Below are 24951 nucleotides of genomic sequence, written 5' to 3' on the forward strand. Positions count from 1 at the left end.
TCAAAATAAAATACCTTCATCCAAGTGAAAGAGTTTTAAAATGTTGATTTCCAAAAGAAGGATGATTCATGCGCTGACTTATGAAATCATCCTGCTGGTGATCATTGCGATTGCGTTAAGCTTTATTTTTGCAATGCCTATGCAAGTGACGGGTACGCTAGGTATCGCTATGGCTGTGACTTCAGTGATTTGGAATATGACTTTCAATCATTTTTTTGAAAAGTTTGAAGCCAAACGCAAACTGAAAAGAACGGTCGGTGTGCGTATTTTGCACGCAATTGGCTTTGAAGGTGGTTTGATGCTGGCGACCATTCCCATGGTGGCTTATGCTTTGGAGATGCCAATCTGGCAGGCGATTTTGACTGATCTCAGTATGACCCTGTGTATTTTGGTGTACACCTTTATTTTTCAATGGTGTTATGACCATGCCGAAGCAAAGTTAGGACTTGGACCTTTAGCACAGTATTCAAATACCGAAATAAAAACCATACATTAAGCGTGGTTTTTTATGTTCTTAGATTCTCAGATGAAGTGCACCAGAGATTAATTTAGCGAGGAAGCAAGATGAGATAGCATTTTGCTTCCAGACCGACCAAAGTCAAAGTTGTACAATGAACTATTCTCATCTCACTCAAGAAGAAAGATATCAGATTTATGCTTTATTACGTGAAGGTTTTTCCACACGTCATATTGCCAGCAGATTGACTCGTGCTCCCTCTACGATTTCCAGGGAGATCAAACGCAATCGAAATAGAAATGGCTACTTTGCCAAGCATGCTTACAAACTGGCTAAAACACGCCATATTTCGAATTATAGAACCATAAATTCCACTGTATGGAAACAGGTTGAAAGCTATCTTGCTTTGCAATGGAGTCCTGAACAGATCGCTTCTCAAGTTGCTGTCAGCATGCATTCGATCTACCGTTATATCCAACAGGATAAAATAAAAGGAGGTGACCTGTATTTGCATTTACGTTTTAGAAACCAACGTAAAAGAAAGTATGGACATCCAGAAAAGCGTGGGAAACTCAATAACCGTAAAAGTATTCATGACAGACCGAAGATCATTGAAGAGCGGTCACGTTTTGGCGATTTAGAAATAGATACGATTGTCGGCAAGAATCATCATCAGTCTCTGGTTTCAATCGTCGATAGAAAAACCGGCTACTTATGGTTAAAGAAGTGTAGCACCCGTAAAAGTCAGGAGGTGGGTGAAGCAACGGTTCACTTGCTAGATCCAGTCAAAGAGAAATTACAGTCGATCACTGCTGATAATGGTAAAGAGTTTAGCTTGCATGAACAAATCGATGCTGAGTTAGGATTAGAATTCTACTTTGCCGATCCTTACAGTGCATGGCAGAGAGGGACGAATGAGAATACCAATGGTTTGATCAGGCAATATATTAGAAAAGGAAGTGATTTAAGGGACTATTCAGACGACTATATTACCGAGATTACTCACCGACTCAATCATCGCCCAAGAAAAAGACTCGGATTTAAAAGTCCGAGTCAGGTATTATTCCAAGAACATGGTGTTGCACTTCAAATGCTAATCTAAGATTCTAAAAAATTATACGTATTTTCGAGTATTGAAAATGTTGGTGAGCATTAAAGTAATAAATACAGTGATAGCATATTGAAAACTTATTGCAAAAGCTGAAATATAAGGGTGGGTGAAACCACGTAAATAGGTCACAGTATCACCTTTACGCCAACGCTCCTCGGCAGTTGGCATTTCATCGTCAATTAAAAACCAGGTGAAGTTGATAAAAACTAAGATAAAGCAGAAAAATAACACTCCGAGCCAGCCATATATGGATTGTTGTTGTGTGGTTAATGTGGCGTGATGCTGACGAATCTGCTGGATATGTATGGGTTTTAGTGGGAGTCGAAAGTAATTGAATAAGATCAGTCCGATCACGAAAAAATTACAAATCGCAAAGAAGTCATTGAGTAATTTGTGCTGACTCGAAAGTGTCGAGGCTATGGTTGTTGGAAAGATACCTTGAAATGAAAAATCAAAACTGACAATAAGCAGTGCAATGGTCAGTGGTACGAGATAAAAATAATAAAAGGGTGCGGTCGCATCTAAATAGTATAGAAATACCGAATTCTTTTTCATGATGTATACAATTTTTTAATTTGCTCAAAGCATATATCAAGATAGTGGTTGAGAAAATAAAAGAGTTAAAGTGATGGCTTGATTGAAATAAAAAAAGCACCTTTTTGAGGTGCTTTTTAAAATCACGCTAAGCGATTATTTTTCAATAATTGCTGTTACACCTTGACCACCAGCAGCACAGATCGAAACTAGAACACGGCCTGAACCTTTCTGGTTAAGCAATTTTGCTGCAGTAGCAATAAGACGACCGCCAGTAGCTGCAAATGGGTGACCTGCTGCAAGCGATGAACCTTTAATGTTCAATTTGCTACGGTCAATTGAACCCAATGGAGCATCTAAGCCTAAACGCTCTTTACAGAATTTAGGATCTTCCCAAGCTTTCAATGTAGAAAGAACTTGTGATGCGAATGCTTCGTGAATTTCATAGTAGTCGAAATCTTGAAGTTTAAGTCCAGCACGTTCAAGCATACGTGGAATTGCATAAGCAGGTGCCATCAACAAGCCTTCTTTTTTCTCTACAAAGTCAACTGCTGCAGTTTCCTGGAAGGTTAAGTAAGCTAAAATTTCGTGACCATTGGCTTTAGCCCATTCTTCAGAAGCTAACAATACACAAGATGCACCATCAGTCAGTGGAGTCGAGTTACCCGCAGTCATGGTACGTGCATCACCTTTACCAAATGCAGGTTTAAGTTTTGCAAGTTTTTCTACAGAAGAATCTGCACGTAAGTTATTGTCACGTTCTAAACCGAGGAATGGCGTGATCAGGTCATCGAAGAAACCCTCTTCATATGCAGCCGCCATTTTTTGGTGAGATGACGCTGCAAGTTCGTCCTGTGCTTCACGAGAGATGCCCCATTCAAGTGCAGTAATCGCCTGATGGTCACCCATAGAAAGACCGGTGCGTGGCTCACCGTTTTTAGGGGCATCCATCAAGTCTTTAATATTAATTTTGGTTAATGCTTTTAAACGGTCTTTCGCGGTTTTCGCAATGTTCAGTTCAAGCAAAGCTTTACGTAAACCATCACCGAATGCGATTGGCGCATCAGAAGTCGTATCTACACCACCCGCAATACCTACTTCAATTTGACCCAGTGCAATTTTGTTGGCAATCAGGAATGCTGCTTGTAAGCCCGTACCACAGGCTTGCTGAATATCGTAAGCAGGTGTTTCTGGAGCAAGTTCAGTATTTAATACGCACTCACGGGTCATGTTAAAGTCACGGCTGTGTTTTAAAACCGCGCCGGCAACGACTTCGCCTAAACGTTGACCTTGCAAATTAAAACGCTCAATCAGACCATTTAATGCTGCAGTAAACATGTCGCTGTTAGAAGCAGTAAAGTAAGCACCGTTTGAACGGGCAAAAGGAATGCGGTTACCACCGATAATTGCAACGCGGCGAACTGTGTTTTGGCTCATGGTATTATCCTGTTGAACAGACGTTTGAGGTGTAGATTCGGGTGTTGTTGTCGTTGAAGCTGTAGTTTTACTACGTGCCGATGTAGAACGGGTACGGGTTGTTTTAGGCGCAGCATTTGCTGCCGTGCCAGAAGTTTTAGTTGTGCGCGCAGTACTTTTTGATGGTTTTGACACAGTTTCCGTAGCAGAATTTTCGACTGCCGGATTTTCTTGAGTTGTTTTGCTCATCAGGCTTTTCCAAGCATTTTACAGTATTCTTGGCGTGTACATTAACATAATCTAAAAACAGCTAAATTGACTAAAATGACATTAGGCAAAACATTCAGGTCAAGACATCCATGATTTAACTCAAGTATGATTCTATGTAAACTGATGGATGTATTGAAATATAAGTGCCTGACATCATATTGAAGTTAAAAAGATATTTTCAAAACCATCAAAAATTAATTTGTATGAGAGATAATAAACATGACTGATCAATACCAAACCTTTGCTAAATCTCCTATTGGTAAATTTGTCATCAAAAATTTAGGTTTGCCGTCCCCAACTTCTTTAGAGCGTTTTGAGTCAGCTTCACCTGTAGTGAAAGGTGCGGTGTTATTTGGTGCTGCATCATCAAGTACATTATCTGGTGCAATTGCACAGGTTTTGGCCAACATTCATGCCAATGGCTATGCGGGTAACAATGCAGAACTGCAACAGGCTGCTGCAAAGGTTGGTTTAAACCTGAGTGCATTCAATGAAGGCGACAAAGAGTCAAAATTTAAGGCAGTCATTTTTGATGCTTCGGGTATTCAAAACTCAGAACAGTTGAAAGAATTGTATAACTTCTTTAACCCGATTGCGCGTCAAATTCAGGCTTCAGGCCGTGTTGTTGTTGTCGGTATTACCCCTGAAACTGCAAAAACGGTAAAACAGGCCATTGCTCAACGTGCGCTTGAAGGTTTTGTGAAATCTGTGGGTAAAGAATTCAAGAAAGGTATTGCAGCACAACTGGTTTATGTCGATGAAGGCGCTGAAGCCAACCTTGAATCTACAGTGCGTTTTTCAGTATCTCCGCGTTCTGCTTATGTGTCTGGTCAAGTCATCCGCGTTTCTAAGGCAGATGTGGTAGATGTAGACTGGGCTAAACCGCTTGCTGGCAAAACTGCCGTGGTAACTGGTGCAAGCCGTGGTATTGGTGAAGCGATTGCTCACGTACTTTCACGTGATGGCGCGCATGTGATCTGCCTGGATGTTCCTCAACAGCAAGCTGATCTAGACCGTGTTGCGGGAGAAATTGGCGGTTCAACTTTAGCAATTGACATCACTGCTGCGGATGCCGGTGAAAAAATTAAGGCTGCTGCAGCTGCTCAAGGCGGTCTGGATATTATTGTGCATAACGCAGGGATTACCCGTGATAAAACTTTGGCCAATATGAAGCCTGAGCTTTGGGATTTGGTGATCAACATTAACTTGTCTGCAATTGAACGTGTAAACGATTACTTGCTTGAAAATGAAGGTCTCAATGCCAATGGCCGTATTGTTTGCGTATCATCAATTTCAGGTATTGCGGGTAATTTAGGGCAAACCAACTATGCTGCTTCTAAAGCAGGCGTGATTGGTGTAGTGAAATTTACGGCACCTATTTTGAAAAATGGCGTAACCATTAATGCGGTTGCACCGGGCTTCATTGAAACTCAAATGACAGCTGCGATTCCATTTGCCATTCGTGAGGCAGGTCGCCGTATGAACTCAATGAGTCAAGGCGGTCTACCGGTTGATGTTGCTGAAACAATTGCATTATTTGCATCTTCAGCGTCTACAGGTTTAAATGGTAATGTCGTTCGTGTGTGTGGTCAAAGCTTGCTAGGGGCTTAAACTTGAATCCCCCTAAATTCCCCTTTAAAAAAGAGGGGGACTTCTCCTCCCTTTCATAAAGGGAGGTTGGGAGGGATTAGTTGATTTGGGATAGATTATATTTTATACCTCTCCCTAACCTTCTCCTAAGAAGAGAGGGAACTTGATAATGATAAAACTTCTCAAAGGTTCAGTATGAATACTCGCCATTTTAGTCAACTTCCAAAACCTTATTTAGCCTATCCGAAAGTGATTCAAGGCTTGATTTTTAAAAAGCCTAAAGGTGAAAAAGTGCTGCCGCAAGTTGAATATGTGGTGGATTCATTTAAGGTCGATCAAAAGCATCTTAAAGCTTACAATGAAGTATGCGGCTTCAAAAATAATGGTTATATTCCTGCCATTTATTTGGCGGTGCTGTCGCAAAGCCTACAGATGCACATGATGACCACAGAGACTTTCCCATTTGCAATTTTGGGCTTGGTGCATATTCGCAACCAGATTAAACAAAGCCGCAAAGTGGGCACCAATGAAGCATTAACATTGTCCTGCAAGTTTGGTGAGGTGCAACCACATGACAAGGGCGTGCAGTTTGACTTTATGACCACGGTGAAAGTTGGCAATGAAGTGGTGATGCAAGGAACCACCACCTATTTAGCTCGCCAAAAAACTGATGCTAAAGCTAAGCCTAAACTGGTGGAAAACAAAACACCTGCTTATGAATTGAATGCAGAATGGAATGTGTCTGAAAATACCGGCCGTCGTTATGCTTTAACTTCAGGTGACTTTAACCTGATTCATATCCATGCCATCACGGCAAAAGCATTCGGTTTTAAACAGGCAATTGCGCATGGCATGTGGAGTAAAGCGAAAGCTCTTGCCAGCTTAACTTTGCCAGATGCTTATGAAGCTGATGTCTGGTTTAAACTGCCAATGTATCTCCCTTCGAAAGTGGAGTTCTTGACCGCTCAGGAAGGAAAAGATACCGAGTTCGTCATTCGAAGCAGTAAAAACAAAAAGCCGCATGTTACGGGAAGTGTGAAAGCACTTTAAGACCAAAGCCTAAGTCACTGTCGATTTAGGCTTTTTTGTTTTAAGCTCATGGAAAATAGAGTTCTAGGGATGGAATGATGCAGCAACTAAAAGATTATCTTTTTGCGAATACTGCGAATTATCAAGGTCATGTCGATGAAAGATTTATAGACCTTGCCAGACAGTTCAGCCGGATGCAGGATGCACGGACGAATTTAGGTGGTGCAGCTCTGGTGATTTATTTTCAGGGTCAAAAAGTCGTTGATATCTGGACCGGGAAAAAGTCTGAAACTGAAAGCTGGCAGGCAGATACCCTATCTTTATGCTATTCCACTGGGAAAGGGGTTTTATCTACCTTAGCACATGTTTTAGTGAGCGAAGGTTTTCTTGATTATGACATACCTGTTACACAGTATTGGCCTGAATTTGCCCAACAGGGTAAAGATAAAATTACCTTAAGGCATATGTTGAGTCATCAAAGCGGTTTATATGATATTCGCAATCTTATTGCTGATGCCTCGGAAATGGCAGACTGGCCACATATGCTTGCTGTTATGGCACAGGCCAAACCACGTTTTGCAGTGGCTACAGATGCAGCATACCAGCCCTTAACCTTTGGCTGGCAAGTGGGCGGGTTATTGGAAAAAGCCACCGGTAAAACACTGACAGAACTGATGCAACAATATTTGGTTGTACCATTACAATTAGATGCTGCCTATTTTGGCGTACCGAAGGAAAAACTGGCTGAAGTTGCCCGGATTATTCCTCAGCAAAAAATTTCAAAAAATGAATTTCAAAATCCCAAGCCTAAAGTAAAAGTTGCACAGGCACGCAAAGCATCCCCATTCGATAAATTATTGGAGTTATCCGGCCAAGAACCTCAAGACTTTCAGGATGCGATGATTCCAAAAGGAATGAAAAATTTCAGCTTTTTTAGTGATGCAGGACTACAGGCCAGCATTCCTGCGGCAACAGGGGTGTTTAGTGCCAATAGCCTGGCTCGAATTTATGCCATGCTCGCCAAGGGTGGGAAGTGGCAAGGGCAGCAGTTGATACGCCCTGAAATCTTTAAGCAATTAAGTCAAATTCAGTATACCCGGCGTGACCGGATTATGCCGTTGCCCATGCACTGGCGTTTGGGGTATCACCGGATTTTAACTTTAGGCAAATCATCCTCAGGGTTTGGGCATATGGGCTTTAATGGCTCTGGCGCATGGTGTGACCCTGAAAGGGGTTTAAGTTTCGCTTATACCCATAACTTTGCCACCACTTCCATCACTGGCGATTACCGGCTTTGGGGCTTGACCCAGGAGACGCTACGCTGCGCGGATCGGGTCTTGGCAGGGCGTAAGGGCTGGTTTTAATTTGCAACATGTTGCTGAGGAAAATAACGGGAAAATATGCTACTTTGCCTGCGATTTTAGCTGCTGTTGATGTTTTATGAAAAATGTGGTGTTAATTCCTTTGCTGGCAAGTGCTGCGTTATTGGGATGTCAGGATGCCAATCAATCGGATACGCAAGGCAAGGCATCTATAGAATCGCAAAAGCAACTGGCAGCGTGGGCAGGAGAATATGAGGGTACAACGCCGTGCATGGGCTGTCTTTCACGTTGTGATGATTGTCCGGGCATGGCTGTGACTTTAGCATTGCATGAGGATCAAACCTATACCTTAACCCGTGAAAGTTTAAGTGGTCATAATGAAGTCGAAACCTTTAAGGGTAAGCTACGTTTTACAGATGAATCAAAGCAAAGAATTGAGCTGATCAATGTGGCAACGCGTAATTTACTCTATGTGAATTTAGATGAAAAAGTCCTTGAAATTCGTGAAGATCAAAGCGGTAAAAGCTACCAGATGCAAAGTGATTTTCTTTTGGGAAAACTGAGCTAATTTTAATGAATGTATAAATAGAAATTTCGTCTTCGTTTCGGTGGAATACAGGATTTTTATTGTTCATGCCTCCGCCATTTATTTCACTATTTTATAAAAAAACAGTATGCTTAGACCTGTAAAAAGGAGCATACATGTATCAAGTACTTGCACGAAAATACCGTCCACGTAATTTCAATGAATTGGTGGGGCAAAACCATGTGTCACGTGCACTGACGAGTGCCTTGGAACGTGGTCGGTTACATCATGCGTATTTGTTTACCGGGACGCGCGGGGTAGGTAAAACCACCATTGCCCGTATTTTGGCGAAATGTCTGAACTGTGAAACTGGCGTGACCTCAACGCCTTGCGAAGTCTGTGCAACCTGTAAGGCGGTGAATGAAGGCCGTTTTATCGATTTAATCGAAATTGATGCGGCATCACGTACTAAAGTAGAAGATACACGTGAATTGTTAGATAATGTTCCCTATGCACCTACTCAAGGTCGTTTTAAGGTTTATCTGATCGATGAAGTGCATATGCTATCGACGCATTCCTTTAATGCGCTACTCAAAACACTTGAAGAACCCCCTGAGCATGTAAAATTCCTTTTTGCTACAACCGATCCACAAAAATTACCGATTACCGTTATTTCACGCTGCCTGCAATTTACCTTGCGTCCGCTTGCTGTGGATGAAATTACTACACATTTGACGGATATTCTGCAAAAAGAACAGATTCAGGCAGAACAGGATGCGATCTGGCAAATTGCCGAATCTGCCCAAGGTTCACTGCGTGATGCATTGTCTTTAACTGATCAGGCGATTGCTTATGGTCAGGGTGCAATCCAGCATCAAGATGTCAAAGAGATGCTGGGCCTGATTGACCGCACCATTATTTATGATTTAATTCTGGCGATTCATCAGAATCAGAAAGCCCGTGTCAGTGAATTGCTGATGCAATTCAGGCAACAGGCGCTGGATGTGTCACTGGTTCTGGATCAGTTGATTTCGACCCTGCATGAGCTGGCATTATTGCAGTATCTGCCTGAGCTGAGCTTGAAATATAGTGCTGAAATCAATCAAAAGATTATGCAGTTATCTCAACGCATTTCAGCACAAGATTTACAGTTGTATTATCAGGTGGCCTGTAAAGGCCGTGCTGACCTGCAACTTGCCGTGACGCAAGAGCAGGGCTTTGAAATGTGCGTATTGCGCTTATTGGCGTTCCGTCCATTACAGCCCAATGAAATTCCGGTATCACAAGCACAAGTCGTTACCCAACATGAGCCACTAGTACAACAGTCGGTTCAACCCGAAATTCCGCAGCAGCAATCATCGCAACATGTAGCTGTAGAACTGGTCACACCTATTGAATCAGCACCTGTATATGACGATTTTCATGAGTCTCAATATGATGACGATCCATTTAATGAAGTTGCAGTTCAATCTGTTTCCGTAGATGAACCAAGTTCGGATGATTTCCTGGAACAGGACACGGTAGAAGATGAAGTTCTATCTACCACCTCTAATGTTCCATTGAATCCGGCTCAAGCACAGTCGGAAAAAATTGTCTTCGATCCATCCAGTGATGATGCATTATTTGGCTTTGATGATGAGCCAGAAGCTGTGAGTACTACAGCTGATGAAAGCAGTAGTGATGATTTCTTGTTTGATGAAATAGCACCTTTAGTAACAGAGGAAACAACGCCTGTCAAAGCTCCAGCGGAAGTTCTGGCGCAAGCTCAGCAACCTGTAGAACAAACAGCACAAGATTCATTATTTGATTTGGCTGCTGAACCGGCTGTTCCGGCACATCAAGATGTACAAGGCAATTTGACAGATACTTCATCGAAACTGATGCCACAAGATATTTTAAAACTAAAGCCTCAAGTGCTTGAAGGCGAGTGGACAGTGGATAAATGGGAGTATTGGTTCCGTAATAGTGAATTATCTCCAGCAGTTCAAGAACTTGCTCAACAAGGAGTAATGACCGGACAAATTAACGGTGATTCAACCTTCCATATTCCAAAACAATATGAAGCATTGTTGACTCAGTTGCAGCATGCCTTGGAGCAGGCATTGAAAACCGAATGGTCGGGTACACATTTCCAGGTTCATTATGCAGATGTAGAAACCACAACGCCGTATAGCATGCAAAGTGAGCGTAAAGAAAAAGCCTATGCGCGTGCGGCAGAGCTACTGCATGCAGAACCTGTGGTCAAAGAGCTTCTGCAAAACTTTGAGGGTAAAATTCAGAATATCCAGCTCAAATAAGTTTATTCATTCACGCTATATTGATACAGGGCATCCCGCATTTTAATTGGAATCGGGGTGCTTTTTCGTGTTTGGCGGTCTACAAACACATGCACGAAATGCCCCTGCGCAGCAGCGACATCATGAAACTGTTTAAAGATTGCTAAATCGTATTGTACTGATGAATTACCCAGTTTAGAAATCGCCACACCCACCTCAATAATTTCAGGATAGGAAAGTTCCTGAAAAAAGCTGCATGCTGAATCGACCACCAAGCCAATGACTGGAGAATAGCGAATATCAAAGTCTGCCTTTTCAATTAGCAGGGCATTGGCAGCGGTATCAAAATAACTGTAATAAGTCACATTGTTGACATGACCATAAATATCGTTATCCGACCAGCGGGTTTGAATAGGTAAAAAGTATGAAAAATCGGCACGATGTTTGGGTATTTGTTTCATTTAATTTTATTGTTTGGGGGTATGAGCATTTAGTTGTACTGCGAAAAATAAATCAATGCAACTGGGTTAAAACTAAGGATATTCATCGCAAGAATAATACCCTTAGTTTTTTGATTTTGAATCTGACTTTGAGATGACACTACAAAAACAGGTCAGCCTTAGTGTCAATAAAAGATTGAATCCTTATCCATAAATAGCCTGATAGATCTGTTGTGCATCCTGCTGAGACAATTCACGCGGATTATTTTGTAAAAGACGGGTTTGTAACATCGCATCATTTGCCAATTGCTCAAGCATATTTTCAGGAATATTCAGTGCTTGGAGTTTTAAAACCAAACCACTTTTATCTAAATGATTTTGCATATGATCAATAAATAAATCACACAAACCATCGGTACTGCCAGTACTTTTGGGATCTAGCCAGCACATCAGTTCAGCATAGAGCTGCTTTGCATTCGGCGCATTGAATTTTAAAACTTCAGTCAACACCAGGGCATTGCTATGGCCATGTGAAATATGGAAATGTCCACCTAAGGGATAAGCTAGAGCATGGACAGCTGCGACTGGTGCATTGGCAAAGGCCTGGCCGGCCAGCATGGAACCTACCAGCATATTCTGCCGTGCTTCTAAATTACTGCCATCTGCCAGAACCAGACTTAGGTTTTTATTGAGTAATCTTAAAGCCTGTTTGGCCAACATATCGGCATAAGGATTTTTTTTGATTTTGGATGTGTAGGCCTCAATGGCATGTACCATCGCATCGATGCCGGTTGCAGCCGTAATATGGGCAGGCAAGTTTTGAGTAAAGCTTGCATCCAAAATGGCGACATCAGCAAATAAAACTGGCGAGACAATGCCAGTTTTGGTGGTTTCGCCAGTGGTGACAATAGAAATGGGAGTGACTTCGGAACCTGTACCTGCCGTGGTTGGAACTAAAAATAACGGTAATCGTGGATTTTTAGCATTATTGATACCGTATAAATCTTTTAACGTTTGCTGCTGCTCAGGATGCACCAGAACAGCAATCACTTTGGCGACATCTAGGGAACTTCCGCCACCGAAACCTAAAACAATGTCCACTTTTTCATTCTTGGCAAATTGAACAGCATCTAACACAATGTGTTCAGGCGGGTCAGCCTGAACGTTTGAATAAATCGCATAGGGCAGTCGAATGCTGTGCAAAATTTCAATAATCGGCAAATGCAGTTGCTGTTGAATCATGCCTGCATCGGTGACCAGCAACAGTTTTTTATAAGCGTGTTGTTGAAGCAGTTGCTTTAACTCATAGATCGAGCCGAGCCCTGAAATAATATTCGAGACGGTCTGAAATTGAAAATGGCTCATCTATTGCATCCTTTTTTATATCAAATTCAAGATTATTGTTTTAGTGTTCTATAGGATTCATCCTGTAAATAACTTAACATAAGACACCTGAAAATAAAGCGGTTATCGAGGTTGTTATGTCATCCCAAACGCCCTATAAGGTGTTATGTGTATGTTTAGGAAATATTTGTCGCTCTCCCACGGCAGAAGTGGTTCTTAGACATTATTGTGATAAACAGCAACTTAATATTGTGATCGACTCAGCCGGTACCAGTAATTACCATCCCGGAAAAGCACCGGATTTGCGTAGCCAGAAGTATGCCTTAAAGCGCGGCTATGATTTGTCAACTTTGCGTGCGCGTCAGTTAATCATTCAAGATTTCATTGATTTTGATTTGATTCTGGCGATGGATCATGAAAATTTGTTCAATATTCAAGTACTTTTAACACAAGCACAGGCAGAATACGGTGGCAGCCAAATTCGGGCAAAAATTGCATTGATGAGTGAATACGATCAAACTTATTTGAAACAGGCTTTGCCGGATCCCTACTATGGTGGGGAGGAGGGTTTTGAGCGTGTATTAAATCAGTGTGAATCGAGCAGTTTGGCGTGGATCAGTGTTTTTAAACAGCAATTTCAACAACAGTTTAAACAACAGATAGATGTGAAATAAAGGTTTAAGCACATGAATATTCAAACACAAATTCAACTTAAGCCTTTTAATACCTTAAGTCTTGATGCAACAGCATCACATTATGTCAAGGTTCAGTCCACAGCTGAATTGGTGGATGCCTTAAATTATGCTCAGCAACAACAGCTAAATGTTTTGATTTTGTCGGGTGGCAGCAACATGCTATTGCCGGAAAAAATTCACGCGTTAGTCATCCATATGGATATTCAGGGCATTGAAGATATTGCTGAAGATGATTACAGCAAAACCATTCGTGTTGGCGCTGGACAAGTCTGGCATGACTTCGTGTTATGGACGACAGAGAATCATTTATATGGCCTGCAAAATCTGGCGCTGATTCCTGGCCTGGTGGGGGCATCTCCGGTACAGAATATTGGTGCCTATGGTGTGGAAGCGGGCGAGTTTATTGAGTCGGTTGAGGTTTATGACCGCCAGATAGAACAGTTCAACACCATCCTGGCTCAAGATTGTGATTTTTCCTATCGGCATAGTATTTTTAAAGACGATCCAAAGCGCTTTGTGATTACTCATGTGACTTTTAGGTTACTTAAGCATGCGAATCTAATGTTGAATTATGGCGATCTCAAGCAAGCTGTAGGCGATGAACAAACTGCTGAAAACCTGCAAAAGCAAGTGATTCAAATACGTCAAACTAAGCTGCCAGATCCCAAAGAATATCCAAATGTGGGAAGTTTCTTTAAAAATCCGATCATTTCGGAACAATTATTTGACCATTTAGCACAAATATTTCCGAATTTGCCCCATTATCCTCAGGCTAAAGGTGGCGTTAAAATTGCAGCAGGTTGGTTGATTGATCAATCGGGCTGGAAGGGCAAGAAATTGGGTGTGGTCGGCATGTTTCATAAGCAGGCCTTGGTACTGGTGAATTATGATCAGGCTAATCTGTTGGATGTTCAAGCCACTTACCATGCTGTACAACATGATGTGCAGCAAAAATTTGATATTTTGTTAGAACCTGAACCGGTACTGTTTGATGAAAGCGGTTTAATTCGTTCACACATGGAATAAGAGAAAGATGGCGAAATCACATTGGATGGTTCGACTGGTACAAACAGCTTCAGTGCTATTTGTATTGTTTGGCTGTTTCATGGTTTTGATTTATTCGCCATTTTATTCAGGATGGGTGGTGAAAGCCCTGAATAGTTTTGTTCCTGTTGAGGTCAATCAGGTGGCTGCGAAAAGCCAGCAAATGGCTGCATTAAGCGAGCATGACAGTTTGGAGCCAGGCTCCAAGTTATGGATTGCCCGTCAAGCGTATTTAAAGTTGATGGAAGAGGCGATTCAAAGCCATAACTCTCAGGATCTGACAGTGATTCAGGCACGCTATAAAGCCTTGCAGCAAATGATTGAGGATGAGCAACAGCAAGAAAATGATGATCAGGAAAAACCACAGATTCCACTCATTGCAAAACCCGCATCTGAAGCAGCTGAGTCAGAAGATCCCGCTCAAGCGGTGAAAGATTTATTAGACTTGAACAGTACGGAAAATAAAGCATTGATGGAGAAATACGTAGAATTTCTTCGCACGCATAAAATTGAACAGGAACAAGTCGCTCAAGAACCTGTTGATGAAACCATTTATCAAGATATTGCATTAATTCACGAACAGAATGAACAACCTCAGCTGCAAAGTTCAAAACCTTATGCCATTGTGGTATTAGGAGGTGGACTGACACTGGATAAAAATGGCAAAGATATCGTGGTAAATGATTACACCCGTCTACGTTTGGAGACGACTTTGGCCACAGAAAAACAATATCAACTTCCGATTGTACTCAGCGGCGTGGAAGCCCCATATATGCAGCGCTGGTTGAAAGAACATGATGTGGATGCCAAATTGCTGGAAGACCGCAGCATGAATACCTGTGAAAATTCGCGGTTTAGCTCATTGTTACTGCAAAAAAAGGGTGGAGCACCACGAGTGATTCTAATTACCGACCGTTATCATATGCCGCGTACCCGTCGTTTATTTGCATTAAATGGTATTGAAACTGTACCTGTAGAGGCACCAATGCCTACACGTCTGACAAACTGGCGTCCAAGTGAACGAAATTATGATCATAGTCGCCGTGCCAATTATGAAATGCTAGCCACGATTCGCGATGTCTGGTTTGGTTCCAGTGATTGCCGAGAGGTACCTTAATGCCCGATATCCCATTTTTAAATCCGACGATTTTAAAACAGTTGGATTTACCCGTTCCAAGTCGTGAAACCACACCGCAATTACTTGAAGCTTTAAATCTGAATAAAACGTATCAACCTTCCGTAGAGATACAGGCTTACCGTAAATTATATGGTTTGCATTTACTAGATTGTGAACATTGGCAAGGCTATGTGCAAATGCCTTTGTTTAAACTGCATGTACAGGTATTTCAGCCGAATTTGGAAAAAATTGCCTTGCCGAAAATACGCGGCACGGTATTTTTACTGCACGGCTATCTGGAACATAGCGGAATTTACCAGCCAATTATTCGCGAATTGCTGGAACAGGGTTTTAGCGTCATTACCTATGATTTGCCTGGTCATGGCCTGAGTGATGGTTCGCCGGCAAATATCAAGAATTTTGACCATTATCAGCAGGTCTTACACGCTGTTTATCACTACATTAAAAATGCGGATCAATTACCCAAACCCTGGTTGGGCATTGGGCAGAGTACCGGTGGTGCCATCTGGATGCATCATTTGCTGGAATTTGCCCAGCGTCGTGAAAATCCGTATGTGGACCGTGTGTTATTGCTTTCACCACTGCTTCGACCAGCCAAGTCGGCATGGTGGCATAATTCGGTCGGTCTGGGTATTATCCGACGCATTAAACGTCAGGTACCACGGCATTTTAGACGCAATAACCACAACCCGGAATTTCTGCGTTTTGTCCGTTTAAAAGATCCATTACAGCCGCGTATGATGGGGATGGACTGGATTTTAGCCATGTCGAAATGGATGCAGGAAATGGAAGCACGTCCTGCTTGCCGCATTCCAGTCTGGCTGGCACAAGGTGCACAGGATCAGACTGTAGACTGGCGTTATAACATTGAGTTTATTCGTCGCAAGTTCCGCTTGCAGACCTTATTGATGCTGGAAGAAGGTTCACATCAGTTGATTAATGAACGTGCTGATATTCGTGCCGCCTTAACCGGTTTGATTCCTGCTTTTTTACATGCTCAAAGCTCGTCTGGTTATTATTGATTTTCTTTGCATTACTACATAAAAGAGGCTCATATGGCTTCTTTGTTTATTTTTTTAATGAGTTTCACTGTGAATTTGAGCCATGATTAAAATCTATCTGCATGGGCTAAATTCCAGATCCGATAATAGAAGTTTTCGGTATCTTCAGCTTTGCAGTTGAGTAATTCACCTTCTTTTAGCCAGAAGTGTAACTGGGCATAGTTCTTGATTTCCCGGTCATTAATGCGCTGGGCTAAATGATGTGGCTTGATATCCGCTGGATGTTTTAAGCCTGCGACTGCAATCATTTCGGATAAGGCACGCAGGGTATTTTTTTGAAAATTCAAAACACGCACTGCCTTGCTGGGAACATGCAGGGCTTTTTGCCGTTCCTGGTCCTGAGTGGTAACACCTACCGGGCATTGGTTGGTATGACAACTTTGCGCCTGAATACAACCTACGGCAAACATAAAGCCACGTGCCGAATTCACCCAGTCTGCGCCAATCGCCATGGTGCTGGAAATATCAAAAGCACTGATAATTTTGCCGCTTGCTCCTATCTTGATTTGATCTCTTAAACCTGCACCGACCAAGGTGTTATGAACAAACAGTAAACCTTCTCGTAAAGGTGTACCCACGTGGTCAATCAATTCAATCGGGGCAGCACCACTACCACCTTCAGAGCCATCTACTACAATAAAGTCCGGCACAATTTGAGTTTCAAGCATGGCTTTCACAATACTCATAAATTGCCAGGGCTGACCAATACAGAGTTTAAAGCCCACCGGTTTACCGCCAGACAGTTCACGCAGTTGCTGGATGAAATGCATCATTTCAATGGGGGTACTAAATGTAGAATGCTGGGCCGGAGAAACACAATCATGCTCCCGGCTGACTCCACGTATCTGGGCAATTTCTTCTGAAATTTTACTTTTAGGCAAAATTCCGCCATGACCCGGTTTTGCCCCCTGAGACAGCTTGATTTCAATCATTTTGATTTGCGGTAATCGGGCTTGTCTGGTAAATTTTTCTGGATCAAACTGACCCTCCAGGCTACGGCAGCCAAAGTAGGCACTACCCAGTTCCCAGACGATATCTCCGCCATTTTCCAGATGATAAGGACTGATACTGCCTTCACCGGTATCATGGTAAAAATTGCCCATTTTCGCCCCCAGATTCAATGCTCGAATGGCGTTGGCACTCAGGCTGCCAAAACTCAGGGCAGAGATATTCATAATGGAGGCACTATAGGGTTGCCGACACTGATGATTGCCGATTTGAATACGGAAGCTTTCAGGATCGGCAGGCTTGCATGGCGTAATGGAATGGGTAATAAAACGGTAATCTTGCTGGTAGACATTGATAAGTGAACCAAAAGGTTTATCGGCATTTTTATTCTTTGCACGTTGATAAACCAGACTGCGTTGCATCCGTGAAAATGGCAGGGCATCCTGATCGTCTTCAATAAAATATTGCCGGATTTCAGGACGAAACTCTTCAAAAATAAAGCGGAAATGTCCAATGATGGGATAATTTTTCAGGATTGAATGTTGATTTTGCAAGATATCATATACGCCAACAAGCGTCAGGATTCCTGAGATCAGCCATAAAGAATTCAGAAAGGGATCTGAAAGAAAATAATGAATAGATTGAGGCTCATAGATAATTCGAAACCAGCTAATGGTTAAGGTAATAAAAATACAGCTAAACCAGACTGAGTATCGTGAGAAAAAAGTATTTAAAAGTCTATGTCTGACGGCTTGGGCTGGAACTGGCATTTTCATGTTTTCCATCGAATTCTGCATAACATGAATCTGCCTATTTTATATACACTGTACAAGTTCTGATTTGTAAAACCTAAGGAATAAGTAATGGGAAATCTCAGCTGTTAAGGTTGAGTACAGGCATTCTTGAATTTAATGAAAGTTGGACTGAACACTACAGATGAACGGTATATAAACACAGTGAAATAAAAATCCAGAATAAATGCTTAATAAAAAATCAGCTTAACGCTTCTGATCTTATGCTTTCACAAAGCAGAGATTATGGACTACATTGGTTTTACGTTAGCAACAGAGGTAATGCATATGACGATGAAATCAATTCGATATAACACGGGAGATTTGGCGTGCTAAAGCACAATATTTGCTACTCCACAAATGAAATAAGACGCCATCAAGCTTTGTATCGGGGTGAGAAAATAAAGCTTGATGTTCTTGAAGCCCACAGTACGACAATAAAAATAGATCCAAACAGAAATATCCTATAGTCCCAATCATTGGGACTTTTTTTATTTAATTGATTCTTGTTAGAAGTATTTTTATTTCACTAATCTTATTTATTAGCAATTTGATGCACAGCATTGGAAACTTCAACGGGTTCAATATGCTGAATTTTATTGCCAAAACTTCTTAACCACCATACCAACTGTGAAGTGAAGGGCACAGTTGCAGTGACTTGTGCTAAGCCATGATCCAGTTTGTTTATGACCTGGTCTGTACTGAGCTGGCTTTCATCAAAATAATGTGCATCTTCTTCTGTCATGATCAGTTTTAACGCTACATTTTCAGTCGGCTTGTTATAGTCGACTCTAAAGCCTAAGGCACCGGATTCAATATAGGCATCAATATCAAAGTTAACCGGGTGCATCGCGCGTGAATTCAATACGATAGCCGATTTGAAACGGTGCAGGGCAAAGGTTTGAATGTCGGTTTTATCATGACGGGTACAGATTAAATAAATAATTGCACCTTTTTGTACCAATGCCAGCGGATTTAAAATATAAGTTTTTTCTTCTCCCGAATGGCTGCGTCCCTGATAAACGCATTCAAGCTGTTTGTCTTGCAACAAACCTTCATAAATAGACTGCTGCGCCAGTTTATCGACCACAGGCGGAATCAATGGTTGAGTCGCTGGAACAATGCGCACGCGGTTAATCCATTGGCGTACATTGTTTTGGGTCGACAAGCTGCGGCGTGCCAGATCAAACCAGGGGTTCATCTCTTCAATCAGGCTAGGCGGTAACAGGTGTTTTAGATGTTCTTCGACCATCATAAAGGTAACGGCCTGCGAGCTGGTCATATGCGGCAAACTTTGAATAGGCGCATCTGAGCGCCAGCGCCAGCCCTGAGGCACGGTTTTACTGCTTTCAATCGGAAAACGTAACGATATCTGATTTAAATCACGTTGAATGGTACGCAGGCTGATATCAATCCCTTCACGTTGCAAAATTTCCTGCAATTCACGCGTGCCCATCCATTTCCCGGTAGAAAGACGAGATAAAATTTGCCACTGACGATACAGGCTATTTGACGTTTCTTTTTCTTGTGAAGACATAACTAAAATTAAAGAACCAGTAGAGTGTTTATATATCCATTAAATGATGAACACAATAAAAAAACTGAATTTTTTTTCGCAGGCATTTGCGCCTGAAAGCTTGCATGTTTTGATATGAGCAAGAACAAAGCACGGCTTTGTTTGCAGCGCAAGGCACAGCTGGGGACTAGGATATTTTTGACGCTACGTCGTTGTGAACTACGCATTTAGAATAACTAAATTTTTCAGTTTACGCCTCGTATCGCTTAAAAAAATACGCGTAGTCGCAAACATAGAAGAATTACCAACAGACCCTAAAACGCAAGTGGATAAATAACTTAAACGATAGCTGGCATGTTTGTTGCTTAACTCTATTGACAATAGAGAAAATTACGAGGTTTGTATGCTTAAAGAAAATCAAGATACAAATTCGATTCCGTCACTGGAGACGTTTGCCCATCATGAAGCAGGGGCAAAAAGCAATGTGTCTTTAGCAACACAATTAAAACCAAACGCTAAATTTAATACCTTATTTCAACAGTTTAAATCACATTTTTTTAATGAATTGGTTGACGATCAAAGCATGTCCGGTGAAACCTGCCAAAAAATAGAACACTGGCTATCACAACATACGCTGGAAGAGTTGAAGTCGCTGAATCAGGCAGCCAAAGATCATTTTTTATATGAAGGGATTACTTTTACTGTATATGGCGAGTCTGAAGGGATTGAGCGAACCATTCCCTATGATTTAATTCCACGGGTGATTGAAAAAAAGCAATGGAACAAGGTATCGCTTGGTTGTGCACAAAGGGTACGGGCACTGAATTTATTTTTACACGATATTTACCATCAACAAGACATTTTGAAAGCCAATGTGGTACCGGAATTACAAGTGCTTACTCATGAAGCCTATCTGCCTCATATGTATCAGCATGACTTAAAAGGGAAAATATACAGCCAAATTAGCGGGATTGATATTATTCGTGACCGCCACGGTGAATTTTATGTGCTGGAAGATAATTTAAGAACGCCATCCGGTGTGTCTTATATGCTGGAATGCCGCAAAATTAGCCAAGAACTCATGCCACAGCTTTTTCAGCAAAATAATGTTCTGGGTATTGAGCAATATCCTCAGCTACTCAAAGAAATCCTGGCTGAAAATGCTTATGTCGATAATCCTTTTATCGTGGTGCTAACGCCGGGACGCTATAACAGTGCATATTATGAACATTCCTTCCTGGCAAGGGAAATGGATGTGCCTTTAGTGACATCGCGTGACCTTTTTGTAGAGAACGATAAGGTTTATGTCAAAACGATTCGTGGCAGACAGAAGGTTGATGTAATTTATCGACGGGTCGATGATGCATATCTCGATCCTCTATGCTTTTTGCCCGATAGCACCTTGGGTGTACCAGGTTTAATGTCGGCCTATCTCAATCACAATGTGGTGATTGCCAATGCACCGGGTACTGGAGTGGCAGATGACAAATCGATTTATCCTTATGTCGATAAAATGATTCATTTTTATTTGGGCGAGCAGGCTATCTTAAAAAATGTGCCTACGTATCAATGCCGGGAAACTGAAGATCTAGACTATGTTTTATCCAATTTAGAACAATTGGTGGTGAAAGAAGCTCAAGGTTCAGGCGGTTATGGCATGTTGATTGGCCCTCAGGCTTCAAACAGCCAGATTGAGTCTTTCAGAGACAAAATTATTGCTGTACCGCATTTGTATATTGCACAGCCGACGCTGGATTTATCGGTTTGCCCGACTTTGACCGATTTTGGAGTGGCAGAGCGTCATATCGATTTGCGGCCTTTTGTTCTCAGTTCGCCTTACCGAACCGAAATTGTTTCGGGCGGTTTGACACGGGTGGCCATGCAGGCAGGGTCACTGGTAGTGAATTCTTCACAAGGTGGTGGAGTTAAAGACACATGGGTTGTCGATAACCTGCATTCATAGACATCTAACCATGGGAAGGAAATTATGATTTTATTAAATAGTAATGCTCAGCACATTTTTTGGTTAGGTCGGTATTTAACACGGATTCAATATGCATGTGGCCAGTTTCCGTTTCTGGATAATCAGGATGCATTGCAATATGCTCATGGCTTTTGCTTGCCCGCTTTTGATGCAAGCTCACTCAATTCGTTATTTCTGGATGCTGAACAGCCTTCATCGTTCAGTCAACAATTTCAATATGCTAAAGATAATATCCAGGATTTGCGTGGCATTCTTTCGGCAAAAGCCTATGCAGAACTGAATCAGCTGATTAAGAATGCCAATGCCAATGCGACTTATATTTGTGATGTGGCGGGAGATTGCCATGAGGTGATAGAAGCTGAATCGGAAGAGGTGTTTCTGTTTTTTAGTTTGGGACAAAATATTGAGCAGCTTGACCGGCAAATTCGTCTGAAACAGGATCAGACTGTAACCTTGAACAACCTGAATAAAATTGTCGATCTATTAGCCCAGATTGGCTGGGATCGGTTGGATAGCGCGTGGCAGCAACTTAAATTAAACCCGGATAATATGAATTTTTATCACTTTAGTGACCATATTCAAAATCTATTTGAGGTGGATGTATGAAGTTGATGATCAATCACCAAACGCATTATCAGTATAGTGATCAGGCCTGCAACAGTATCCAGTACATTAAAATGACACCGACCAGCAATGCCCATCAGCAGGTACATTGCTGGGATGTCAGCGTGCCGGGGCAAAAAGAAATAAAATATGATGCCTTTAACAATCTCTGGATTACCAGTTCGCAGCGCCAGCCCTACAGCCAACTGACCATCATGGCGCAGGGCATCGTCGAGATCAACCCTGATACGCAGTTCGGAATTGGTACAAACCTCAATCCGCAATTATTTTTGCAGCCTACGGCAAGCACATTATGCAATGCGGAGATGAAAAGTTTTGCAGATTGCTATGTTCCTCGCATTAATCGGGCTAACTTGATTGTGCTGTCTGAAGCCATCTTGAATTATATTCCCTATACACCTGACCGAACTTCGGTACAAACTTCAGCTCTAGATGCTTTTCAATGCCGACAGGGGGTATGTCAGGATCATAGCCATGTCTTTATTGCCATGTGTAAATATCTAGGCTTGCCGGCGCGATATGTCTCGGGTTACTTATTTGTACCCCAGACATCTCATCTTTCCAGTCACGCTTGGGCAGAGGTTTTTTTTGAAAATTCGTGGTATTGTTTTGATACCAGCAACCAGTTATTTACGCCGAATGCGCACATTTATGTAGCTGTAGGTCGTGATTACTGGGATGTTGCACCAGTGCGAGGCATACGAGAGCGCGGTGGTGTTGAATCCATGAACTCTATCGTTCAAGTGCTCGCTTGCTGAAAACTTAAAAGTCATAAGGAGTTCTCATGACTTATTGCTGTGCGCTACGATTAGAAGATGGTCTAGTCTTTGTGAGCGATACCCGTACCAATGCCGGGGTCGATCACATCTCAGTATTTCGCAAGCTCTATATCTTTGGTGTAGAGGGCGAAAGATTTCTCACGATACAGACATCAGGAAATTTAGCCACAACCCAGGCTGTGATTGGACATTTAAATAATCATCTGGAACTTAAACAAGAACCGAACTTGTACAGTGTGAACACCATGTTTGAAATGGCGGAACTGGTGGGGCATACACTAAAAAAAGTCATTGCTGATGTCACAGAAGACTCGCATATGCATGAACAAAGTAATTATTATTGTAGTATTTTGTTGGGCGGGCAGATTCAAGGTTCAGATATGCAGCTGTACAATATTTACCCGCAAGGCAATTTTATTTGTGCAACAGAAGATACGCCTTATTTCCAGATTGGTGAAAGTAAATATGGCAAGCCAATACTTGATCGGGCCTTAATTTATCAAATGCCTTTAGATGAAGCGGTACGTTGCAGTTTAATTTCTTTTGATTCTACCTTGCGTTCCAATGTTTCTGTGGGTATGCCACTCGATATGGTGGTGTATAAAAAAGACACTTTGCATATCCCAAATGGCAAACGAATTTATGAAGAAGATCCCTATTTTTGGAAACTCAGTAAACAATGGTCAGATACTTTGCGCCGTGGCCTGCAAGAGTTACCTATCCCGACTGATGATTATTTAGCTTAATAAGCTATTATAAGAATGAAAAAACCCAAGTATGAACTTGGGTTTTTTATTGAGTTTAAAGTGTTATTTTCTTATAGGACGCGGGCTTAAACGACATAGCAGCTCATAGCCAATGGTGCCATTGGCTTCGGCAACATCATCCACCAAACGGTCTTTACCCCAAAGTTCAACTTCAGTACCAAGTGGTGCATTTATACCGGTCACATCGATCGCAATCATGTCCATGGCAACGCGGCCAATCACGCGAGCGGCTTGACCGTTAATAGATACATAGTTCTGTTTTGGGAAGGCGCGGGGGTAGCCATCTCCATAGCCAATGGAAACGATGGCGAGGTCCATTTCTTTGTCTGCGGTAAAAGTTGAACCATAACCAACATGTTCACCAGCTTGAATGTGGTTTAGGGCAATAATTTCAGCACTAAAGGTCATGACTGGTTTGAGGTCTAAATCATGGACTGATTTATCCGCAAACGGAGATGCACCATAGAGCATGATTCCTGGACGCACAAAATCAAAATTCAATTCAGGCCATTTATAAATGGCAGCCGAATTACAGCAAGAGCCCATCACTGGCGCACAGGCTTGTTTTACTTGTAGAAATTGTGATTTTTGCTGTTCATTGAGAGGGTGGTCTGCATCGGCATTGGCAAAGTGCATTGCCAGTACACAAGTAAAACCTTCAGCTTTAAGTGAGTTAATCACTTCAATAATTTCGGGTACTTTGAAACCCAGACGGTTCATGCCGCTGTTGAGCTTGACCCAAACTTTTAAGTTTTTGCCAATGTAGCGTGCTTTGTGTGTAAGTAACCAGTCCAGTTGCTGCTGATGATGGATCACACATTCAATATTGTTCTCCACCACAACCTGCATTTCATCTTCAGAGAAAATGCCTTCAATGAGCGTAATCGGTTGTTGATAGCCAAGTTCGCGAATTTCTAAAGCTTCTTCAAGGCAGGCGACACCAAAGGCATCCGTATCACCTAAGGCTGCTAAACAGTCTTTGACTCCATGTCCATAAGCATTAGCTTTAACCATACTTACAATTTGAGTTGTTGGTGCAAGTTGTTTGACACGGTTTAAATTATATTGAAGGGCTTCTCTATCAATATAAACTGTTGCTTGGCGCACCCTAGTTACTCCTTGGGATTACAATGAAACATTACAGCAATTCGTTGGATCAAATCGCTTATAAGCTACGTAAGAATATTATAGATATGCTTGTGATCTCAGTATTGAAAATGAGGAACTTAAGCAAAATGGAGAGGGATATTGTAGTCCTCTGGCTGAAAATAAACACTAAGTTAAAGTGT

Annotated in this window: 22 protein-coding genes; 15 read left to right on the forward strand and 7 right to left on the reverse strand. The window is 41.9% G+C overall.

Going from position 1 to position 24951, the window contains the following annotated elements:
• Nucleotides 1-40: 40 nt before the first annotated feature.
• Entirely contained in the window at nt 41-496 is a 456-nt protein-coding gene (locus LZZ98_RS06995; RefSeq protein WP_237787218.1) for an AceI family chlorhexidine efflux PACE transporter, read from the forward strand.
• A 115-nt stretch (nt 497-611) separates the two neighbouring features.
• The gene (locus LZZ98_RS07000; protein ID WP_237787219.1) at nt 612-1559 is read left to right on the forward strand and encodes an IS30 family transposase; all 948 of its coding nucleotides are present in this window, start codon (nt 612-614) and stop codon (nt 1557-1559) included.
• A gap of 12 nt (nt 1560-1571) precedes the next feature.
• Here LZZ98_RS07000 and LZZ98_RS07005 read toward each other — a convergent pair whose 3' ends face one another.
• Together LZZ98_RS07005 and LZZ98_RS07010 are read right to left on the reverse strand one after the other, a co-directional pair.
• Nucleotides 1572-2123 (reverse strand): hypothetical protein, encoded by a 552-nt coding sequence (locus LZZ98_RS07005; protein ID WP_237787220.1) that lies wholly within the window; start codon nt 2121-2123, stop codon nt 1572-1574.
• A 135-nt stretch (nt 2124-2258) separates the two neighbouring features.
• Entirely contained in the window at nt 2259-3767 is a 1509-nt protein-coding gene (locus LZZ98_RS07010) for an acetyl-CoA C-acetyltransferase (protein WP_237787221.1), read from the reverse strand.
• Nucleotides 3768-4007: 240 nt separating this feature from the next.
• Between LZZ98_RS07010 and LZZ98_RS07015 the strand changes: the two genes are divergently transcribed.
• The 5 genes from LZZ98_RS07015 to dnaX all read left to right on the forward strand — a co-directional run bounded on the left by LZZ98_RS07015 (nt 4008) and on the right by dnaX (nt 10552).
• Nucleotides 4008-5399: a 3-oxoacyl-ACP reductase gene (locus LZZ98_RS07015; RefSeq protein ID WP_237787222.1), complete on the forward strand. Its 1392-nt coding sequence runs from the start codon at nt 4008-4010 to the stop codon at nt 5397-5399.
• Nucleotides 5400-5573: 174 nt separating this feature from the next.
• The gene (locus LZZ98_RS07020; protein ID WP_237787223.1) at nt 5574-6428 is read left to right on the forward strand and encodes a MaoC family dehydratase; all 855 of its coding nucleotides are present in this window, start codon (nt 5574-5576) and stop codon (nt 6426-6428) included.
• A 77-nt stretch (nt 6429-6505) separates the two neighbouring features.
• Entirely contained in the window at nt 6506-7771 is a 1266-nt protein-coding gene (locus LZZ98_RS07025; protein WP_237787224.1) for a serine hydrolase domain-containing protein, read from the forward strand.
• A 76-nt stretch (nt 7772-7847) separates the two neighbouring features.
• Entirely contained in the window at nt 7848-8297 is a 450-nt protein-coding gene (locus LZZ98_RS07030; protein ID WP_237787225.1) for a copper resistance protein NlpE N-terminal domain-containing protein, read from the forward strand.
• 134 nt (nt 8298-8431) lie between these two features.
• Nucleotides 8432-10552: a DNA polymerase III subunit gamma/tau gene (gene dnaX / locus LZZ98_RS07035; RefSeq protein WP_237787226.1), complete on the forward strand. Its 2121-nt coding sequence runs from the start codon at nt 8432-8434 to the stop codon at nt 10550-10552.
• A gap of 2 nt (nt 10553-10554) precedes the next feature.
• Here dnaX and LZZ98_RS07040 read toward each other — a convergent pair whose 3' ends face one another.
• Nucleotides 10555-10992, reverse strand: a complete 438-nt coding sequence (locus tag LZZ98_RS07040; RefSeq protein ID WP_237787227.1) for an acyl-CoA thioesterase — start codon at nt 10990-10992, stop codon at nt 10555-10557.
• A gap of 183 nt (nt 10993-11175) precedes the next feature.
• Entirely contained in the window at nt 11176-12336 is a 1161-nt protein-coding gene (locus tag LZZ98_RS07045; RefSeq protein ID WP_237787228.1) for an iron-containing alcohol dehydrogenase, read from the reverse strand.
• A 116-nt stretch (nt 12337-12452) separates the two neighbouring features.
• On the opposite strand from LZZ98_RS07045, the gene LZZ98_RS07050 reads away from it, so the two are divergent.
• The 4 genes from LZZ98_RS07050 to LZZ98_RS07065 are packed head-to-tail and all read left to right on the forward strand — an operon-like array spanning nt 12453 to nt 16214.
• Nucleotides 12453-12989: a low molecular weight protein-tyrosine-phosphatase gene (locus LZZ98_RS07050; RefSeq protein ID WP_237787229.1), complete on the forward strand. Its 537-nt coding sequence runs from the start codon at nt 12453-12455 to the stop codon at nt 12987-12989.
• A gap of 12 nt (nt 12990-13001) precedes the next feature.
• A complete protein-coding gene (murB, locus tag LZZ98_RS07055; RefSeq protein WP_237787230.1) occupies nt 13002-14036 on the forward strand; it encodes a UDP-N-acetylmuramate dehydrogenase in 1035 nt (344 codons plus the stop codon).
• Between the two features lie 7 nt (nt 14037-14043).
• Nucleotides 14044-15171, forward strand: coding sequence for a YdcF family protein (locus tag LZZ98_RS07060; RefSeq protein ID WP_237787231.1), 1128 nt, complete (start codon nt 14044-14046; stop codon nt 15169-15171).
• On the forward strand, nt 15171-16214 hold the full coding sequence (locus LZZ98_RS07065; RefSeq protein ID WP_237787232.1) for an alpha/beta hydrolase: 1044 nt from the start codon (nt 15171-15173) through the stop codon (nt 16212-16214). The genes LZZ98_RS07060 and LZZ98_RS07065 overlap by 1 nt, the downstream gene beginning before the upstream one ends.
• 86 nt (nt 16215-16300) lie before the next feature.
• Here the strand turns inward: LZZ98_RS07065 and LZZ98_RS07070 are convergent, their stop codons facing one another.
• Together LZZ98_RS07070 and LZZ98_RS07075 are read right to left on the reverse strand one after the other, a co-directional pair.
• The gene (locus LZZ98_RS07070) at nt 16301-17971 is read right to left on the reverse strand and encodes an FMN-binding glutamate synthase family protein (protein WP_237787292.1); all 1671 of its coding nucleotides are present in this window, start codon (nt 17969-17971) and stop codon (nt 16301-16303) included.
• 556 nt (nt 17972-18527) lie between these two features.
• Entirely contained in the window at nt 18528-19529 is a 1002-nt protein-coding gene (locus tag LZZ98_RS07075; protein ID WP_237787233.1) for a helix-turn-helix transcriptional regulator, read from the reverse strand.
• Nucleotides 19530-19911: 382 nt separating this feature from the next.
• Here LZZ98_RS07075 and LZZ98_RS07080 point away from each other — a divergent pair, with 382 nt between their 5' ends.
• The 4 genes from LZZ98_RS07080 to LZZ98_RS07095 are packed head-to-tail and all read left to right on the forward strand — an operon-like array spanning nt 19912 to nt 23641.
• Nucleotides 19912-21471 (forward strand): circularly permuted type 2 ATP-grasp protein, encoded by a 1560-nt coding sequence (locus LZZ98_RS07080; RefSeq protein ID WP_237787234.1) that lies wholly within the window; start codon nt 19912-19914, stop codon nt 21469-21471.
• A 24-nt stretch (nt 21472-21495) separates the two neighbouring features.
• Nucleotides 21496-22098: an alpha-E domain-containing protein gene (locus LZZ98_RS07085; RefSeq protein ID WP_237787235.1), complete on the forward strand. Its 603-nt coding sequence runs from the start codon at nt 21496-21498 to the stop codon at nt 22096-22098.
• Nucleotides 22095-22874, forward strand: coding sequence for a transglutaminase family protein (locus LZZ98_RS07090; protein WP_237787236.1), 780 nt, complete (start codon nt 22095-22097; stop codon nt 22872-22874). Before LZZ98_RS07085 ends, LZZ98_RS07090 begins: the two co-directional genes overlap by 4 nt.
• 26 nt (nt 22875-22900) lie before the next feature.
• Nucleotides 22901-23641, forward strand: a complete 741-nt coding sequence (locus tag LZZ98_RS07095; RefSeq protein WP_237787237.1) for a proteasome-type protease — start codon at nt 22901-22903, stop codon at nt 23639-23641.
• Nucleotides 23642-23704: 63 nt separating this feature from the next.
• On the opposite strand, the gene alr is transcribed toward LZZ98_RS07095, so the two are convergent.
• Nucleotides 23705-24769 carry an alanine racemase gene (gene alr / locus LZZ98_RS07100; protein WP_237787238.1) on the reverse strand — a complete coding sequence of 355 codons (1065 nt, stop codon included), beginning with the start codon at nt 24767-24769 and terminating at the stop codon, nt 23705-23707.
• Nucleotides 24770-24951 lie beyond the last annotated feature (182 nt).

Source organism: Acinetobacter sp. SM34 (assembly GCF_022012365.1).
Taxonomy (GTDB): domain Bacteria; phylum Pseudomonadota; class Gammaproteobacteria; order Pseudomonadales; family Moraxellaceae; genus Acinetobacter.

Coding starts and splice junctions, on each gene's coding strand:
- LZZ98_RS06995 (WP_237787218.1), top strand. CDS start 41: ATGTTGATTTCCAAAAGAAGGATGATTCATGCGCTGACTTATGAAATC.
- LZZ98_RS07000 (WP_237787219.1), top strand. CDS start 612: ATGAACTATTCTCATCTCACTCAAGAAGAAAGATATCAGATTTATGCT.
- LZZ98_RS07005 (WP_237787220.1), bottom strand. CDS start 2,123: ATGAAAAAGAATTCGGTATTTCTATACTATTTAGATGCGACCGCACCC.
- LZZ98_RS07010 (WP_237787221.1), bottom strand. CDS start 3,767: ATGAGCAAAACAACTCAAGAAAATCCGGCAGTCGAAAATTCTGCTACG.
- LZZ98_RS07015 (WP_237787222.1), top strand. CDS start 4,008: ATGACTGATCAATACCAAACCTTTGCTAAATCTCCTATTGGTAAATTT.
- LZZ98_RS07020 (WP_237787223.1), top strand. CDS start 5,574: ATGAATACTCGCCATTTTAGTCAACTTCCAAAACCTTATTTAGCCTAT.
- LZZ98_RS07025 (WP_237787224.1), top strand. CDS start 6,506: ATGCAGCAACTAAAAGATTATCTTTTTGCGAATACTGCGAATTATCAA.
- LZZ98_RS07030 (WP_237787225.1), top strand. CDS start 7,848: ATGAAAAATGTGGTGTTAATTCCTTTGCTGGCAAGTGCTGCGTTATTG.
- dnaX (WP_237787226.1), top strand. CDS start 8,432: ATGTATCAAGTACTTGCACGAAAATACCGTCCACGTAATTTCAATGAA.
- LZZ98_RS07040 (WP_237787227.1), bottom strand. CDS start 10,992: ATGAAACAAATACCCAAACATCGTGCCGATTTTTCATACTTTTTACCT.
- LZZ98_RS07045 (WP_237787228.1), bottom strand. CDS start 12,336: ATGAGCCATTTTCAATTTCAGACCGTCTCGAATATTATTTCAGGGCTC.
- LZZ98_RS07050 (WP_237787229.1), top strand. CDS start 12,453: ATGTCATCCCAAACGCCCTATAAGGTGTTATGTGTATGTTTAGGAAAT.
- murB (WP_237787230.1), top strand. CDS start 13,002: ATGAATATTCAAACACAAATTCAACTTAAGCCTTTTAATACCTTAAGT.
- LZZ98_RS07060 (WP_237787231.1), top strand. CDS start 14,044: ATGGCGAAATCACATTGGATGGTTCGACTGGTACAAACAGCTTCAGTG.
- LZZ98_RS07065 (WP_237787232.1), top strand. CDS start 15,171: ATGCCCGATATCCCATTTTTAAATCCGACGATTTTAAAACAGTTGGAT.
- LZZ98_RS07070 (WP_237787292.1), bottom strand. CDS start 17,971: ATGCCAGTTCCAGCCCAAGCCGTCAGACATAGACTTTTAAATACTTTT.
- LZZ98_RS07075 (WP_237787233.1), bottom strand. CDS start 19,529: ATGTCTTCACAAGAAAAAGAAACGTCAAATAGCCTGTATCGTCAGTGG.
- LZZ98_RS07080 (WP_237787234.1), top strand. CDS start 19,912: ATGCTTAAAGAAAATCAAGATACAAATTCGATTCCGTCACTGGAGACG.
- LZZ98_RS07085 (WP_237787235.1), top strand. CDS start 21,496: ATGATTTTATTAAATAGTAATGCTCAGCACATTTTTTGGTTAGGTCGG.
- LZZ98_RS07090 (WP_237787236.1), top strand. CDS start 22,095: ATGAAGTTGATGATCAATCACCAAACGCATTATCAGTATAGTGATCAG.
- LZZ98_RS07095 (WP_237787237.1), top strand. CDS start 22,901: ATGACTTATTGCTGTGCGCTACGATTAGAAGATGGTCTAGTCTTTGTG.